Genomic DNA, 15006 nt, shown 5'->3' with positions numbered 1-15006 from the left:
CCGCATGGCCGCCGTCCTGCGCATCCTGCTGCGCCGCACCGCCCTGCTGGTGCCCCTGCTGCTCGGCATCGCCCTGTTCGTGTTCCTGGTGATGCGGTTCTCCGACGTCGACCCGGCGTCCGCGTTCTTCCAGGGCGCCAACCCCACCCCGCAGCAACTCCACGACTTCCGCGCCCGCAACGGCCTCCTCGACCCTCTCCCGCTGCGCTACGTCCACTTCGTCGGCGGCCTCCTCCACGGCGACCTCGGCACCAGCGCCCTCACCCGCACCCCGGTCCTCGACCAGGTCCTCACCGCCCTGCCGCTCACCCTCCAGCTGACCTTCCTCGGCCTCGGCATCGCCGTCGTCCTGGCCCTCGCCGGAGGCGTTACCGCGGCCATCCACCGCGACCGCTGGCCCGACCAGGCCATCCGCGTCCTCTCCCTGGTCGGCGTCGCCGCCCCCGCCTTCTGGCTGGCCCTGCTGATGATCCAGTACCTCGCCGTCGACCTCGGCTGGTTCCCGGCCGGCGGCTACATCAACCCCGAGGACTCCGTCACCGGCTGGCTGAGGACCATGGCCCTGCCCGCCCTCGCGCTCTCCCTCCCGGTGGCCGCCCAGCTCACCCGGATCGTCCGCACCTCGGTCGTCGAGGAACTCGACAAGGACTACGTCCGCACCGCGATCGGCAGCGGCCTGCCACCCCACGTCGTCGTCGGCCGCAACGTCCTGCGCAACGCCCTGGTCAACCCCCTGACCGTGCTCGGCCTGCGGGTCGGCTACCTGCTCGGCGGCGCCGTCGTCATCGAGACCATCTTCGCCCTGCCCGGCATGGGCAAGCTGATGATCGACGCCGTCCAGAACGGTGACCCCGCCGTCGTCCAGGGCGTCGTCCTCACCACCGCGACCGGCTTCGTCGTCGTCAACCTCGTCATCGACGTCCTCTACCTGCTGGTCAACCCGCGCCTGAGGGAGGCCACATGACGACGTTCACCCGCGCGGCCCTCACCACCGCCCTCGCCCGCCCCGGCGTACGGCTGCGCAGGCTGTCACCGCTGTCGAAGGCGGCCCTCGCCTTCCTCACCGTGATCGTCCTGGTGGCGGTCTTCGCCCCCCTCCTCGCCCCCGACGACCCCCTGGCCCAGCAGGCCCCCGTCGACGGCACCGGCCACCCCTCCGCCGGCCACTGGATGGGCCAGGACAGCCTCGGCCGGGACATCCTCAGCCGGCTGATGTACGGGGCCCGCTGGTCCCTCGCCATCGGCCTCGGCGCCACCGGTCTCGCCCTGGTCGCCGGCGCCCTGCTCGGGGCCCTCGCGGCCACCTCCCGCAAGGCCGTCGACGAGACCCTGATGCGCTGCCTGGACGTGGTCATGGCGTTCCCCGGCATCGCCCTCGCCGCCGTCCTCGTCGCCGTCTTCGGCGGCGGCATCACGGTCCTGATCTGCGCGATCGCCTTCCTCTTCACCCCGCCGGTGGCGAGGGTCGTCCGCGCCAACGTCCTCGACCAGTACGGCGAGGACTACGTCACCGCCGAACGCGTCATCGGCGCCCGCACCCCGCACATCGTGATCCGCCACGTGGCGGTCAACTGCCTCGCCCCCGTCCTCGTCTTCTGCACCGTCCAGGTCGCCGAGGCCATCGTCTTCGAGGCGTCCCTGTCCTTCATCGGCGCGGGCGTCCGGCCCCCCGACCCCTCCTGGGGCAGCGTCATCGCCGACGGCAAGAACATGGTCCTGACCGGCGGCTGGTGGGCCACCCTCTTCCCCGGCCTGCTCATCCTCCTCACGGTCCTCTCCCTCAACATGCTCTCCGAGGGCGTCTCGGACGCCTGGGCGGCACCGGCGGCACGGGAGACGGATCCGACGGAGCCCGCGGAGGTGGTCGAGCCGGGGGAGGCCCCGGAGCTGCCGTCCCTGACCGAGGCGGCAGAACGGCTCCGGGCCCGCGCCCGTCCGCTCCCCTCCCGGCAGGGCCCACCGGTCCTCTCCGTGGAGAACCTCACCATCGCCTTCCCGGACCGCCACCGGGGCACGAACATCGTGAACGGCATCAGCTTCGACATCCACCCGGGCGAAGTCCTGGGCCTGGTGGGCGAGTCGGGCTGCGGAAAGTCCCTGACGGCCCTGACCATCATGGGCCTGCAACCGAAGGCGGCCAGGGTGACGGGCCGGATCCTTTTCAACACCGTCGCCTGGAGCGCCCCGCCAGGGGCGCGGGGCTGTACTGACTATGCGGCTGCCGCCGCGGGGGCGCGACCAGCCCCCACACCCCCGCACCCGCCCACGGACCTCACCACCCCCCACCACCGCCTCCTCGGCCACGAGATCGCGATGGTCTACCAGGACGCCCTCTCCTCCCTCAACCCCTCCATGACCATCAACGCCCAGCTCAAGCAGCTGACAAGACGCGGCGGCCACCGCACCCCGGCCGACCTCCTCACCCTCGTCGGCCTGGACCCCACCCGCACACTGCGGAGCTACCCCCACGAACTCTCCGGCGGCCAGCGCCAACGCGTCCTCATCGCGATGGCCCTCTCCCGCGACCCCCGCCTGATCATCGCCGACGAACCCACCACCGCCCTCGACGTCACCGTCCAGGCCCAGGTGATGGAACTCCTGCTCCGCCTCCGCGAGGAACTCGGCTTCGCGCTGATCCTCGTCTCCCACGACCTCGCCCTGGTCGCCGACGTCACCGACCGGGTGGTGGTGATGTACGGCGGCCAGATCGTCGAGACCGGCGTCACCGCCGAACTGGTCGGCGTCCCCACCCACCACTACACGCGCGGTCTGCTCGGCAGCGTGCTGTCGCTGGAGTCCGGGGCCGAGCGGCTCACCCAGATCAGGGGCGTGGTCCCGTCCCCCGCCGACTTCCCCGCGGGGTGCCGCTTCAGCGACCGCTGTCCGGCCGCGAGCGAGGTCTGCCGTACGACACCACCCGGTCTCACCGGCACCTCCACCCACACCGCGGCCTGCCACCACCCGGCCGTCGATCTGGCGGCGAGCACGGAGGCGGTGACATGAGCGCGGTGCAGCTGGCCGGCGTCGACGTGGTCCACCGGGCCCGCGGCGGGGGCCTGTTCGGCCGGGACCGGGTGTACGCGCTGACCGGCGCCGACCTCACCGTGGCGCCCGGCGAGACCGTCGGCGTGGTCGGCGAGTCGGGGTGCGGCAAGTCGACGCTGGCGAAGGTGCTGGTCGGCATCCAGCGGCCGACGGCCGGCACCGTCACCTTCCACGGCCGGGACCTGTGGGCGATGCCGCCGGGCGACCGCCGGACCACCGTCGGCGCGAGCACCGGCATGGTCTTCCAGGACCCGTCGACGGCCCTCAACCGCCGCCTGCCCGTCCGCCGCATCGTGCGCGACCCGCTGGACGTCCACGAGCGCGGCACGAAGGCCGAACGAGAGGACAGGGTGCGGGAGTTGATGAGCCTGGTCGGCCTGCCCCGGGCGCTCGCCGAGGCGCTGCCGGGCCAGCTCTCCGGCGGCCAGCGGCAGCGCGTCGCGATCGCCCGCGCGCTCGCCCTGGACCCCGACCTGGTGGTGGCGGACGAACCGACCAGCGCCCTGGACGTCTCGGTCCGCGCCCAGATCCTCAACCTCCTCCTGGACCTGCGCGAACGCCTCGGCCTCGCCATGGTCTTCGTCTCCCACGACATCCAGACGGTACGGCGGATGAGCGACCGGGTGATCACGATGTACCTGGGCCGGATCGTCGAGGACACCCCGGCCGCCGACGTCACCGGCCACGCCCGGCACCCGTACACCCGGGCCCTCTTCTCGGCCACCCCGGGGCTGCTGAACCCCATCGACCCGATCCCGCTCACGGGGCCGGTGCCGTCGGCGACCCGGCCGCCGTCCGGGTGCCCGTTCCGCACCCGGTGCTGGCGGGCGGACGACGCGTGTGCCGTCCGCATGCCTGACTTCACGGCCGCGTCACGGCCCGGTCACCGCTATCGCTGCCACCACCCCGTGGATGCTGGGGAGGAGGACCAGCCGAGCCACAGCCTGCCCAGGGAGCCCTGATGACGCTGCCCACCCCGCTGACCGGTGTCGTACCGCCCGTCTGCACGCCCCTGACACCGGACCGCGAGGTGGACGTCGTCTCCCTGCGCAGGCTCGTCGACCATCTGACGGCGGCCGGGGTGGACGGCCTGTTCGTGCTGGGCTCGACGTCGGAGGCGGCGTACCTGACGGACCGGCAGCGCAGGCTGGTCACCGAGACGGTGGCCGCCCACGTGGCAGGCCGGCTCCCGGTCCTGGCGGGCGTGATCGACATGACGACCCCCCGGGTCCTCGACCACGTCGCGTCCGTCACCGCGGCCGGCGCGGACGCCGTCGTCGTCACCGCGCCCTTCTACACCCGCACCCACCCCGCCGAGATCGCCCGCCACTACCGCCTGGTCGCCGAGCGGTCGCCGGTCCCGGTCATCGCCTACGACATCCCGGTCGCCGTCCACAGCAAGCTCCCCGCCGACCTGGTGCTCGAACTGGCCGCCGACGGGGTGCTGGCCGGGCTGAAGGACTCCAGCGGTGACCTGGCGGGCTTCCGCGAGGTCGTCACCGGCAGCAGGGGCCTGACCGGGTTCAGCGCGCTGACGGGGTCCGAGCTGACCGTCGACTCGGCCCTCGCGCTGGGCGCCGACGGCGCGGTCCCGGGGCTCGCCAACGTCGACCCGGACGGGTACGTCCGCCTGGACCGGCTCTGCCGGGCGGGCGACTGGGAGCGGGCGCGGGCCGAGCAGGAGCGGCTGTGCGGCCTCTACCGGATGACCGGCGCCGGGGACCCGGCCCGGATGGGCGGCAGCTCGGCGGGGCTGGGGGCGTTCAAGACGGCGCTGCACCTGCGCGGGGTGATCGACTGCCCCGCCACCGCAGAGCCCCAGGTGCCGCTGTCCCAGGAGGAGACCGAGTGCGTGGCGAAGTACCTGGCGGGCGCCGGCCTGATGTGAACGCCGTCCCGGCGCCCGGGACAGACTCCGGCCGAGTCTAGGCACGCAGCGCCACACCGGTGATGCGAAGCGTGAAATTCCCAGGGGCGGGGGAGCCAGGTGAGGTGAACGCGATGAACCTCCCCATCGGCTCCTGTGCCGTCGACACCCGTACCGGACGGCTGGGCATCGTCATGGGCCACGAGGGCCCCTACGTGCAGTTGCGGCCGTACGGGGGAGGCCGGGAGTGGGACGCGCCCCCGGACGTCGTACGCGTCGCCACCCAGGCCGAACGGCTCGGCGCGGCCACCGCCCACGCCAACGCCCGCAGCCGCGGCGAGGCCTCCTGAGGTCCGCCTCACCCCGCACCCCCTTCCGGCGGCAGGGCAGAATGGGCCCATGAGCCTGTTCCGCGACGACGGCATCGTGCTGCGCACCCAGAAGCTGGGTGAGGCGGACCGGATCATCACCCTGCTCACCCGCGGGCACGGCCGGGTGCGGGCGGTGGCCCGGGGGGTGCGGCGGACGAAGTCGAAGTTCGGGGCCCGCCTTGAGCCGTTCTCCCACGTCGACGTGCAGTTCTTCGCGCGGGGCAGTGAACTGATCGGGCGCGGGCTGCCGCTGTGCACGCAGAGCGAGACCATCGCGCCGTACGGGGGCGGGATCGTCACCGACTACGCGCGGTACACCGCCGGGACGGCCATGCTGGAGACCGCCGAGCGGTTCACCGACCACGAGGGCGAGCCGGCCGTGCAGCAGTACCTGCTGCTCGTGGGGGGCCTGCGGACCCTCGCCCGCGGCGAGCACGCCCCGCACCTCGTCCTCGACGCCTTCCTGCTGCGCTCCCTCGCCGTCAACGGCTACGCGCCCAGTTTCGAGGCCTGCGCCAAGTGCGGCATGCCCGGTCCGAACCGCTTCTTCTCGGTCGGCTCCGGCGGCAGCGTCTGCGTCGACTGCCGGGTGGCCGGCAGCGTCGTACCCTCGCCGCAGACCCTGGTTCTGCTCGGCGCGCTGCTTACGGGAGACTGGGAGACCGCGGACGCGGCCGAGGCCCGGCACGTCCGGGAGGGCAGCGGGCTGGTGTCGGCCTATCTGCACTGGCATCTGGAGCGCGGGCTGCGCTCGCTCAGGTACGTGGAGAAAAGCTAGCGGGAAGAGCTAGCGGGAAAGCCAGAGGGAGACGAAGCACATGGTGGTACGCGGGATCCTGGGGCGTCAGCGCCGCGAGTACAAGGCGCCGGAGCCGCACCCGTCCGGCGCTCGTCCGCCGAAGCTCCCGGGCGAGCTGGTCCCGAACCACGTGGCGATCGTCATGGACGGGAACGGCCGCTGGGCGAAGGACCGCGGGCTGCCGCGCACCGAGGGCCACAAGGTCGGCGCCGAGCGCGTCCTCGACGTCCTCCAGGGCTCCATCGAGATCGGCGTGCGGAACATCTCGCTCTACGCCTTCTCCACCGAGAACTGGAAGCGCTCGCCCGACGAGGTCCGCTTCCTGATGAACTTCAACCGCGACTTCATCCGCAAGACCCGCGACCAGCTCGACGAACTCGGCATCCGGGTGCGCTGGGCGGGCCGGATGCCCAGGATGTGGAAGTCGGTGGCCAAGGAGCTGCTGGTCGCCCAGGAGCAGACCAAGGACAACGACCTGCTCACCCTGTACTTCTGCATGAACTACGGCGGCCGGGCCGAGATCGCCGACGCGGTGCAGGCGATCGCCGAGGAGGTGAAGGCGGGCCGCCTCGACCCGTCGAAGATCTCCGAGAAGACCATCCAGAAGCACATGTACTACGGGGACATGCCGGACGTGGACATGTTCCTGCGGCCCAGCGGCGAGCAGCGCACCTCCAACTACCTGCTCTGGCAGAGCGCTTACGCCGAGCTGGTCTTCCAGGACGTGCTGTGGCCCGACTTCGACCGCCGTGACCTGTGGCGGGCGTGCATCGAATACGCCTCCCGCGACCGGCGGTTCGGCGGGGCGATCCCCAACGAGGAGCTGCTCGCCATGGAGGGCAACCACGAGGGCAACTGACCGCCATCCGCCGTTCATGAGGGCCGTCGAGGATGCGGAAGATCCATCGTCGGCCACCCCCCGGTCCCCCGCCTCTGGAACGGTCCTCATGAAGCGCGTCATCCCCGTCCTCTCGCTCGGTGCCCTGCTCCTCACCGCGCTCCCCGCGCACGCCACGGACACCGGGCTCACCCACCGCGACAGCTACGGCACCAAGGCCGTCTACGCCCCCGGCCAGAACCCGCGCACCTACCAGCAGCCGCCGGCCGGTTACACCGCCGTCTTCACCGAGAACGTCTCCCGGCACGGCTCCCGCTCCGCCACCGACGGCGAGGACGGCGACACGGTCCTCACGCTCTGGAACCAGGCGAAGGCCGACGGCCAGCTCACCGCGCGCGGCAAGAAGTTCGGCCCGGACGTGCAGGCGCTCGAAGCGGCCATGAGCGCGATCGGGTACGGCAACCTCAGCGGCCGCGGCAAGGACGAACTCCGCGCCACCGCCGTCCGCCTGGACAAGCGCCTGCCGTCGCTCTTCTCCTCGATCGCCGCGAACGGCGAGAAGATCGACGTCGTCAGCTCCGGCCAGGGCCGCGCGGTCGACAGCGGTACGGTCTTCGCCACCGCCCTCACCGACGCCGACCCGGCGCTGAAGTCCTCGCTCGGCACCGCCCGCGTCGACAAGAACCTCCTCTACTTCCACAAGTCGTCCGGCGGCGCCGACTACCAGAAGTGGCTCGCGACCGACGAGCGGCTCGCCACCACCCTGAAGTCGGTCACCGACCAGCCGGCCTCGCACAAGGCGGCCGCCCGGGTGCTCGGCAGGATCTTCAAGCCGGCGTTCGTGCAGCGCATCGTGGACGGCGAGTTCGCCGCCACCGCCGACGACATCACCGCCGCCACCGCCGTCTACAACCTCTACGCCATCGCGCCCGCCATGAGCGAGGAGAGCCCGGACGGCAAGGGCTGGGACTTCGACCGCTACATCGCCCCGCGCGACGCGGCCTGGTTCGGCTACCTCAGCGACGCCGAGGACTTCTACGAGAAGGGCCCGAGCTTCTCGGACAGCGACATCACCTACAAGATGGCGGACGTCCTCCTCGACGACTTCTTCAAGCAGGTCGAGGCGAAGCGGGACGGCACCAGCACGCTGGGCGCCGAACTCCGCTTCACGCACGCCGAGGAGATCATCCCGCTGGCCGCGCTGATGCAGCTGCCGGGCAGCGAGCAGGCGGCGACGCCGGGCAGCACGTACACGTACGCCGACAACCCGTGGCGCGGCGCCGAGGTGGCCTCCCTGGCCTCCAACATCCAGTGGGACGTCTTCCGGAAGGGCGACGACTACCTGGTGCGGATGCTCTACAACGAGAAGGAGATCGCCTTCAAGGCGGGCTGCAGGCCGGTCTCGAAGCACAGCGCGTTCTACGACCTGAACGAACTGGAGAAGTGCTTCGACCGCAGCTGACCTGCGCCGGTACGATCCGCCCCATGGTCATGGACATGGGGCGGGACGCCGGTCAGGGCGTGGTGGAGCTGGCCTACCGGCCGGCGACGGAGGACTTCATGGGGGCGCTGCGGGAACGCGAGCGGCTGCGGCGGCGGTGGGTGCGGCCGCGGCGCTGGGCCTTCGTCGCCGTGGCGTTCGGCTTCGTGCTGAACGCCTCGCTGTCCCTGGCGGGGCGCGACAAGCCCAACTGGTTCCTGCTGATCCTGATGCCCTTGGCCGCGACCCTGGTGTTCTTCACGCCCCGGCTCCAGGCCCGAGCGTTCCAGAAGCTCGGCGCCCGCAACGGCACGTTTCGTGCGACCGTGACGGACGCCGGACTGACGCTGGTCAACGACAACACCACGACGTCGCTCAACTGGTCGGCGCAGCCCCGCTATCGGGAGACCAAGGACGCCTTCTTCACCTACAGCGACGACAAGAACGTCTCCTGCTTCACCGTGCTGCCCAAGCGCGGCCTGGCGGACCCCGCCGACGCCGACCGGCTGCGGGCGATCCTCGACCGGCACCTCACCCGCGTGTAGCTCAGCAGCTCCCCGCGGCCCCCGCGCAGTCCGCGCACGTCCCGAAGATCTCGACGGTGTGGGCGACGTTGACGTACCCGTGCTCGGCGGCGATGGCCTCGGCCCACTTCTCCACCGCCGGGCCCTCCACCTCGACCGCCTTGCCGCACACGCGGCAGACCAGGTGGTGGTGGTGTTCGCCGGTGGAGCAGCGGCGGTACACCGACTCGCCGTCGGACGTGCGCAGGACGTCGACCTCGCCGGCGTCGGCGAGGTTCTGGAGGGTGCGGTAGACCGTGGTCAGGCCCACCGAGTCGCCCTTGTGCTTGAGCATGTCGTGCAGTTCCTGCGCGCTGCGGAACTCCTCGACCTCGTCCAGGGCCGCCGCCACGGCTGCCCGCTGACGGGTCGAGCGGCCCTTCACGGGCGGTCCAGCGGTCGTCACCGGTTGCCTCCTCACGTCACTGCCTCTGCCGGGCCATTGTGCCAGTCCCGGCCGAGGGCGTTCAGACGCCGACCTCGTCGGCGGCCCCCCGGGTGGCCGGAATCGCGCACTCCGCCGGATCCCCGGCGGGCCGTCGTGCGGCCGCCGCGCGGGCGCGTCGGCGGGCCAGCGGGGTGGCCAGCAGGCTCAGCACGACGAACGCGGCAATGGTCAGCAGGACGATCGTCGCGCCCGGCGGGACGTACTGGTAGTACGACGTGATCGTGCCCCCGATCGTCACCGTCACACCGATCGCGACGGCGATCGCGAACGTGGCCGCGAAGCTGCGGCTCAGCTGCTGGGCGGCGGCCACCGGGACGACCATGAGCGCGGAGACCAGCAGCAGGCCCACCACGCGCATCGCGACCGTCACGGTGACCGCCGCGGTGATCGCCGTCAGCAGGTTCAGCGCCCGGACCGGCAGGCCGGTCACCCGGGCGAACTCCTCGTCCTGGCTGACCGCGAACAGCTGCCGGCGCAGGCCGAGCGTGACCAGCAGGACGAAGGCCGCCAGCAGGCAGATCGCGGTCACGTCCGACTCGGACACCGTCGACAGCGAGCCGAAGAGGTACGACATCAGGTTGGCGTTGGAGCCGCCCGGTGCGAGGTTGATCAGCATCACGCCGCCGGCCATGCCGCCGTAGAAGAGCATCGCGAGGGCGATGTCGCCGCGGGTGCGGCCGTACCAGCGGATCAGCTCCATCACGATCGCGCCCAGGACGGAGACCGCCGTCGCCATCCAGACGGGGGACGTCGAGAGCAGGAAGCCGAGGCCGACGCCGGTCATCGCGACGTGGCCGATGCCGTCGCCCATCAGGGCCTGGCGGCGCTGGACCAGGTAGATGCCGACGGCGGGGGCGGTGATGCCGACCAGGACGGCGGCGAGCAGGGCCCGCTGCATGAAGGCGTAGTTCAGGAAGTCCATCAGCTCAGCAGTCCCGTGCGCAGTGGTGTGTGCTCGTCGTGGGGGTGGACGTGGTCGTGGCCGGGGAGGGCGTGCTGGCCGACGGCGCGCGGCGGCGGGCCGTCGTGCAGCACGCAGCCGTCGCGCAGGACGACCGCCCGGTCGATCAGGGGCTCCAGCGGACCCAGCTCGTGCAGGACGAGGAGGACCGTGGTGCCCTGTGCGACCTGGTCGCGCAGGGTCTCGGCGAGGATCTCCTGGCTGGCCAGGTCGACGCCCGCCATCGGCTCGTCCATGATCAGCAGTTCGGGTTCGGCGACCAGCGCGCGGGCGATCAGTACCCGCTGGTGCTGGCCGCCGGAGAGCGCCTCCACGTTGTCCCTGGCCCGGTCCGCCATGCCGACCAGGCCGAGCGCGTGCCGTACGGCCGCGTGGTCGGCCTTGCGGAACAGGCCGAAGCGGGTGCGGGAGAGGCGGCCGGCGGAGACGACCTCGGTGACGGTGGCGGGCACGCCGCCGGCCGCGGTGGTGCGCTGCGGGACGTAGCCGACCCGCGACCAGTCCCGGAAGGTACGGCGGGGGGTGCCGAACAGCTCGGCCTCGCCACCGCTCACCGGCACCTGGCCGACGATCGTGCGGATCGCGGTCGACTTGCCGGAGCCGTTCGCGCCGAGCAGCGCGACGACCTCACCGCGGTGCACGGTGAGGTCGATGCCGCGCAGGACGGGGCGCGAGCCCAGCTCGGCGGTGACGCCGCGCAGGGATATGACGGGCTCGCCGCTCATGTCGTCGTCTCCTGTCCCGTGGCGTGTCACTTGGTGCCCAGTGCCTGCTGGAGCGCCTTGAGGTTGGCCTCCTGGACCGCGAAGTAGTCCCGGCCGCGGGACTTGGCGGTGATGCCCTCGATCGGGTCGAGGACGTCCGTCTTCAGCCCGGCGTCGGCGGCGATGGTCCTGGCGGTCTTGTCGCTGACGAGCGTCTCGTAGAACACGGTGGTGACGCCGTCGGCCTTGGCCATGGTCTCCAGGTCCCTGACGCGGGCCGCGCTCGGTTCGGACTCGGGGTCGAGGCCGTTGATGGCCTCCTCGGTCAGGCCGTAGCGCTCGGCGAGGTAGCCGAAGGCGGCGTGGGTGGTGATGAAGACCTTGGACTTCGTGTCCGCGAGGCCGTCCTTGAACCGGGTGTCGAGCGCGTTCAGCTTCTTCACCAGGGCCGCGGTGTTCTTCTCGTAGTCGGCCGCGTGGTCCGGGTCGGCCTTCTCGAAGGCCTTGCCGACGCCCTCGGCGACCTGGGCGTAGCGCACCGGGTCGAGCCAGATGTGCGGGTCGAGGCCGGACAGCTCCTCGTTCTCGGAGGTGTCGTGGGAGGCCGCGTGGCCGCCGACCTCGTTGCCGTGCTTCTCCAGCGTGGTCAGGGAGGCCGCGTCGATCTTCGTCTTCACCGACGACTGGGCGACCGCGTCGTCGACGGAGGGCTGGAGGTTCTTCAGGTAGAGGACCGCGTCGGACTTCTCGATCCCGATGATCTGCCTGGGGCTGATCTCCAGGTCGTGCGGCTCCTGGCCGGGCTGGGTGAGGCTGGTGACATGGACGTGGCTGCCGCCGATCTGATCGGCGAGGTAGGCCATCGGATAGAACGACGCGACGACGTCGAACTTCCCGGTCTGGGCCGCCGTGGCGTCGCCGCCGCAGGCAGTGAGGGTCGCTATGCCGAGTGCGGTGACGGTGGTCGCGGCGGCCGCGGGTATGAGGCGTCGTCGTACGTTCATGAGAGTCATTTTCAACAAATATGGAAACCGTTGTCAACAAGCCTGGTGAGGGGAACCGATTTGGTTGAGGGGGAGGCCCCGCCGGTACCCTGAAGCATTCGCTCTGAAGCGTCTTTGCTTCGTCGCCCGTCGTCGTAATGAAGAGAGCACCGTGGCCGCCGACAAGATCGACACCATCGTCAGCCTGAGCAAGCGCCGTGGCTTCGTATTCCCGTGCAGTGAGATCTACGGCGGCCAGAAGGCCGCCTGGGACTACGGACCGCTGGGTGTCGAGCTCAAGGAGAACCTGAAGCGCCAGTGGTGGCGCTACATGGTGACGTCGCGCGAGGACGTGGTCGGTATCGACTCGTCCGTCATCCTGGCCCCCGAGGTCTGGGTGGCCTCCGGTCACGTCGCCACCTTCACGGACCCGCTGACCGAGTGCACCTCGTGCCACAAGCGGTTCCGCGCGGACCACCTGGAGGAGCACTACGAGGCCAAGCACGGCCGCCTCCCGGAGAACGGCCTGGCGGACGTGAACTGCCCGAACTGCGGCAACAAGGGCCAGTTCACCGAGCCCAAGCAGTTCTCGGGCCTGCTCTCCACCCACCTCGGCCCGACCCAGGACAGCGGCTCCGTCGCCTACCTGCGCCCCGAGACCGCGCAGGGCATCTTCACCAACTTCGCCCAGGTGCACGTCGCCTCGCGCAAGAAGCCGCCGTTCGGTATCGCGCAGATGGGCAAGTCCTTCCGCAACGAGATCACGCCCGGCAACTTCATCTTCCGCACCCGCGAGTTCGAGCAGATGGAGATGGAGTTCTTCGTCAAGCCGGGCGAGGACGAGAAGTGGCAGGAGTACTGGATGGAGCAGCGCTGGAACTGGTACACCGGCCTGGGCCTGCGCGAGGAGAACATGCGGTGGTACGAGCACCCGAAGGAGAAGCTCTCCCACTACTCCAAGCGCACCGCTGACATCGAGTACCGCTTCCAGTTCGGCGGCAACGAGTGGGGCGAGCTGGAGGGCGTCGCCAACCGCACCGACTACGACCTGAACGCCCACTCCAAGGCCTCCGGCCAGGACCTCTCCTACTTCGACCAGGAGGCCCAGGAGCGCTGGACGCCGTACGTCATCGAGCCGGCGGCGGGTGTCGGCCGCGCCATGCTGGCCTTCCTGCTGGACGCGTACGTCGAGGACGAGGCGCCGAACGCCAAGGGCAAGCTGGAGAAGCGCACGGTGCTGCGCCTGGACCACCGCCTCGCTCCCGTCAAGGTCGCGGTCCTGCCCCTCTCCCGCAACGCCGAGCTGTCCCCGAAGGCCAAGGGGCTCGCCCAGGCGCTGCGCGGGCACTGGAACATCGAGTTCGACGACGCCGGTGCGATCGGGCGGCGCTACCGCCGCCAGGACGAGATCGGTACGCCGTACTGCGTGACCGTCGACTTCGACACGCTCGAGGACAACGCCGTCACCGTCCGCGAGCGCGACACGATGAAGCAGGAGCGGGTCTCTCTGGACCAGATCGAGAGCTACCTCGCGGGCCGCCTGCTGGGCTGCTAGGTCCGCGTCCCTTCGGCCTTCTCGCCCACCCTCCGTCCGGCTCGGTCGGAGGGTGGGCGTTCTGGTTCGCTACAGGTCCAGGTCCGCGTAGAGCGCCGCGTGGTCGGAGGCTTCCGTCGTCTTCGACTTCACCGTGTCGAAGTGCTTGATCCCCTTCGCGTAGATCCCGCGTGTCTCCAGGCCGACGGACTGCACCCGGTCCCACAGCACCGGCGGGAGGAGCAGGTAGTCGATCTTGTCGTGCTCGCTGTGGCACTCCCCGTGGGTGCCGGGCTTTCCGTGGTAGGTGCGGTGGCTCATCGCGTCCCGCAGACCGGTGTCCCGCAGCACCTCGGCCGCTTCGCTCTCCGGTTCGTCGTTGAGATCCCCCGCGACCATGACGTGGTCGGTGCGCTCCAGCGCGTCCCGGTAGATCTCCGAGACCCGCTTCGCCTGGGCCAGCCGCAGTTCGGGATCGTCGTGGAACTTGCTCTTGAGGTGGTTGCCGAGAACCACCAGGGGGGTGCCGTCGAGCTGGATCTCGAACTCGGGACAGTCCCGGCTGAACAGGTTCTTGTCGGGCTGCTCCGGGTCGGTGTCGAAGATGTGGGACCGCACGGAGCTGATCGGATGGCGGCTGAGGATCCCGATGTCTATGCCCCGGGGATCGTTGCCGTCGATCAGCATGTCGTAGGGGTACGGCCGCCTGCCGAGCGCCTCGCCCAGGACCTGTGTGTTGAAGCGTTCCAGGGTGAGCCGGTCCTCGACCTCCACCGTGAGCAGAACGTCGGCGTCGACCTCCGCCACCACCCGGCCGGTGTTGTGCACCACGCTCATGTCGAGGTCGTCGTAGCCGAGTTCGGCCCAGCCGGTCCAGGAACCGCGGCCGTCGGCGACGATCTCGATGCGCGGGTTGCTGTCCGGGCCGGACTTCTCGAACAGTCCGCCCGGCTTGTGCTCGAAGTCCTTGCCCGGGCGCAGCTCGTTGATGAAGATCGCCGGCGGGTCCTTCGGATTGCTGTCGTAGGCCTTGTACGCCTTGATGAGCGCGGCGATCTTCTTCTTGTCGTCCTCCCGGTACTCCGGCAGGTCGAGCAGGGTGACCAACTGGGCGAAGTCGTCGAGGACTTTCTCGCGCTCGGCCGGGTTGGAGAGCTGGAACGCCGTGGGCCGGCGGAAGAGGTTCTCCATGTTGAAGGTGGCGATACGGATGCTCATCGAGGGCCTCCTCGGCGGCGCGACTGCACCGACCGGCCGACGGCAGGCGCCGCCTGGGACACTGCGCGCCGGCAGTTCCATTCTCCGGGCCGGATAGGGACCTGTCGAACGGAGGACGGCCGCCGGACGGCCCGTTGGCCCGGCTCGGCCCCGGACGCCAGGTGCGACCGGGGCCTCGTCGGAATGCCCGGCGGG

At 70.9% G+C, this 15006-nt stretch carries 15 protein-coding genes; 10 read left to right on the top strand and 5 right to left on the bottom strand.

Features of this window, described 5'->3' with window-relative positions; all coding sequences use genetic code 11:
- Positions 1 to 4 precede the first annotated feature (4 nt).
- The 9 genes from ACIQVL_RS05870 (at position 5) to ACIQVL_RS05830 (ending at position 8945) form a co-directional block, all read left to right on the top strand.
- Complete coding sequence (locus ACIQVL_RS05870) at positions 5 to 964, top strand: ABC transporter permease (RefSeq protein WP_403474541.1); 960 nt, start codon at positions 5 to 7, stop codon at positions 962 to 964.
- Complete coding sequence (locus ACIQVL_RS05865; RefSeq protein WP_403474540.1) at positions 961 to 3003, top strand: dipeptide/oligopeptide/nickel ABC transporter permease/ATP-binding protein; 2043 nt, start codon at positions 961 to 963, stop codon at positions 3001 to 3003. The genes ACIQVL_RS05870 and ACIQVL_RS05865 overlap by 4 nt, the downstream gene beginning before the upstream one ends.
- Entirely contained in the window at positions 3000 to 4007 is a 1008-nt protein-coding gene (locus tag ACIQVL_RS05860; protein WP_403427822.1) for an oligopeptide/dipeptide ABC transporter ATP-binding protein, read from the top strand. Before ACIQVL_RS05865 ends, ACIQVL_RS05860 begins: the two co-directional genes overlap by 4 nt.
- Positions 4007 to 4933, top strand: a complete 927-nt coding sequence (locus ACIQVL_RS05855) for a dihydrodipicolinate synthase family protein (protein ID WP_403474539.1) — start codon at positions 4007 to 4009, stop codon at positions 4931 to 4933. The genes ACIQVL_RS05860 and ACIQVL_RS05855 overlap by 1 nt, the downstream gene beginning before the upstream one ends.
- A 113-nt stretch (positions 4934 to 5046) precedes the next feature.
- On the top strand, positions 5047 to 5262 hold the full coding sequence (locus ACIQVL_RS05850; protein ID WP_403427826.1) for a hypothetical protein: 216 nt from the start codon (positions 5047 to 5049) through the stop codon (positions 5260 to 5262).
- A 49-nt stretch (positions 5263 to 5311) separates the two neighbouring features.
- Complete coding sequence (recO, locus tag ACIQVL_RS05845) at positions 5312 to 6061, top strand: DNA repair protein RecO (protein WP_403474538.1); 750 nt, start codon at positions 5312 to 5314, stop codon at positions 6059 to 6061.
- A gap of 40 nt (positions 6062 to 6101) precedes the next feature.
- Positions 6102 to 6941 (top strand): isoprenyl transferase, encoded by an 840-nt coding sequence (locus tag ACIQVL_RS05840; RefSeq protein ID WP_403427831.1) that lies wholly within the window; start codon positions 6102 to 6104, stop codon positions 6939 to 6941.
- Between the two features lie 88 nt (positions 6942 to 7029).
- On the top strand, positions 7030 to 8382 hold the full coding sequence (locus ACIQVL_RS05835) for a histidine-type phosphatase (protein ID WP_403474537.1): 1353 nt from the start codon (positions 7030 to 7032) through the stop codon (positions 8380 to 8382).
- Positions 8383 to 8405: 23 nt separating this feature from the next.
- Positions 8406 to 8945 (top strand): YcxB family protein, encoded by a 540-nt coding sequence (locus ACIQVL_RS05830; protein WP_403427834.1) that lies wholly within the window; start codon positions 8406 to 8408, stop codon positions 8943 to 8945.
- A 1-nt stretch (position 8946) separates the two neighbouring features.
- Here ACIQVL_RS05830 and ACIQVL_RS05825 read toward each other — a convergent pair whose 3' ends face one another.
- The 4 genes from ACIQVL_RS05825 to ACIQVL_RS05810 form a co-directional block, all read right to left on the bottom strand.
- Complete coding sequence (locus ACIQVL_RS05825; protein WP_403427836.1) at positions 8947 to 9369, bottom strand: Fur family transcriptional regulator; 423 nt, start codon at positions 9367 to 9369, stop codon at positions 8947 to 8949.
- A gap of 61 nt (positions 9370 to 9430) precedes the next feature.
- Positions 9431 to 10333 (bottom strand): metal ABC transporter permease, encoded by a 903-nt coding sequence (locus ACIQVL_RS05820; protein WP_403427838.1) that lies wholly within the window; start codon positions 10331 to 10333, stop codon positions 9431 to 9433.
- Positions 10333 to 11097 carry a metal ABC transporter ATP-binding protein gene (locus ACIQVL_RS05815; RefSeq protein WP_403427840.1) on the bottom strand — a complete coding sequence of 255 codons (765 nt, stop codon included), beginning with the start codon at positions 11095 to 11097 and terminating at the stop codon, positions 10333 to 10335. Before ACIQVL_RS05815 ends, ACIQVL_RS05820 begins: the two co-directional genes overlap by 1 nt.
- A gap of 26 nt (positions 11098 to 11123) precedes the next feature.
- Positions 11124 to 12080: a metal ABC transporter substrate-binding protein gene (locus ACIQVL_RS05810; RefSeq protein WP_403427843.1), complete on the bottom strand. Its 957-nt coding sequence runs from the start codon at positions 12078 to 12080 to the stop codon at positions 11124 to 11126.
- 151 nt (positions 12081 to 12231) lie between these two features.
- On the opposite strand from ACIQVL_RS05810, the gene ACIQVL_RS05805 reads away from it, so the two are divergent.
- Complete coding sequence (locus tag ACIQVL_RS05805; protein ID WP_403427845.1) at positions 12232 to 13614, top strand: glycine--tRNA ligase; 1383 nt, start codon at positions 12232 to 12234, stop codon at positions 13612 to 13614.
- Between the two features lie 69 nt (positions 13615 to 13683).
- Here the strand turns inward: ACIQVL_RS05805 and ACIQVL_RS05800 are convergent, their stop codons facing one another.
- On the bottom strand, positions 13684 to 14811 hold the full coding sequence (locus tag ACIQVL_RS05800; protein ID WP_403427847.1) for an endonuclease/exonuclease/phosphatase family protein: 1128 nt from the start codon (positions 14809 to 14811) through the stop codon (positions 13684 to 13686).
- Between the last annotated feature and the right edge of the window lie 195 nt (positions 14812 to 15006).

It is taken from the genome of Streptomyces sp. NPDC090499, from assembly GCF_044769305.1.
In the GTDB taxonomy this organism is placed as follows: domain Bacteria; phylum Actinomycetota; class Actinomycetes; order Streptomycetales; family Streptomycetaceae; genus Streptomyces.
Note: the sequence above shows the minus strand (reverse complement) of the source record. Positions and strands in the feature narration are given on the sequence as shown.

Bases quoted from the DNA above. Each gene is read 5' to 3' on its own strand.
- ACIQVL_RS05870 (WP_403474541.1), top strand. From the start codon at position 5: ATGGCCGCCGTCCTGCGCATCCTGCTGCGCCGCACCGCCCTGCTGGTG.
- ACIQVL_RS05810 (WP_403427843.1), bottom strand. From the start codon at position 12,080: ATGAACGTACGACGACGCCTCATACCCGCGGCCGCCGCGACCACCGTC.
- ACIQVL_RS05830 (WP_403427834.1), top strand. From the start codon at position 8,406: ATGGTCATGGACATGGGGCGGGACGCCGGTCAGGGCGTGGTGGAGCTG.
- ACIQVL_RS05850 (WP_403427826.1), top strand. From the start codon at position 5,047: ATGAACCTCCCCATCGGCTCCTGTGCCGTCGACACCCGTACCGGACGG.
- ACIQVL_RS05855 (WP_403474539.1), top strand. From the start codon at position 4,007: ATGACGCTGCCCACCCCGCTGACCGGTGTCGTACCGCCCGTCTGCACG.
- recO (WP_403474538.1), top strand. From the start codon at position 5,312: ATGAGCCTGTTCCGCGACGACGGCATCGTGCTGCGCACCCAGAAGCTG.
- ACIQVL_RS05865 (WP_403474540.1), top strand. From the start codon at position 961: ATGACGACGTTCACCCGCGCGGCCCTCACCACCGCCCTCGCCCGCCCC.
- ACIQVL_RS05820 (WP_403427838.1), bottom strand. From the start codon at position 10,333: ATGGACTTCCTGAACTACGCCTTCATGCAGCGGGCCCTGCTCGCCGCC.
- ACIQVL_RS05800 (WP_403427847.1), bottom strand. From the start codon at position 14,811: ATGAGCATCCGTATCGCCACCTTCAACATGGAGAACCTCTTCCGCCGG.
- ACIQVL_RS05860 (WP_403427822.1), top strand. From the start codon at position 3,000: ATGAGCGCGGTGCAGCTGGCCGGCGTCGACGTGGTCCACCGGGCCCGC.
- ACIQVL_RS05840 (WP_403427831.1), top strand. From the start codon at position 6,102: ATGGTGGTACGCGGGATCCTGGGGCGTCAGCGCCGCGAGTACAAGGCG.
- ACIQVL_RS05815 (WP_403427840.1), bottom strand. From the start codon at position 11,097: ATGAGCGGCGAGCCCGTCATATCCCTGCGCGGCGTCACCGCCGAGCTG.
- ACIQVL_RS05835 (WP_403474537.1), top strand. From the start codon at position 7,030: ATGAAGCGCGTCATCCCCGTCCTCTCGCTCGGTGCCCTGCTCCTCACC.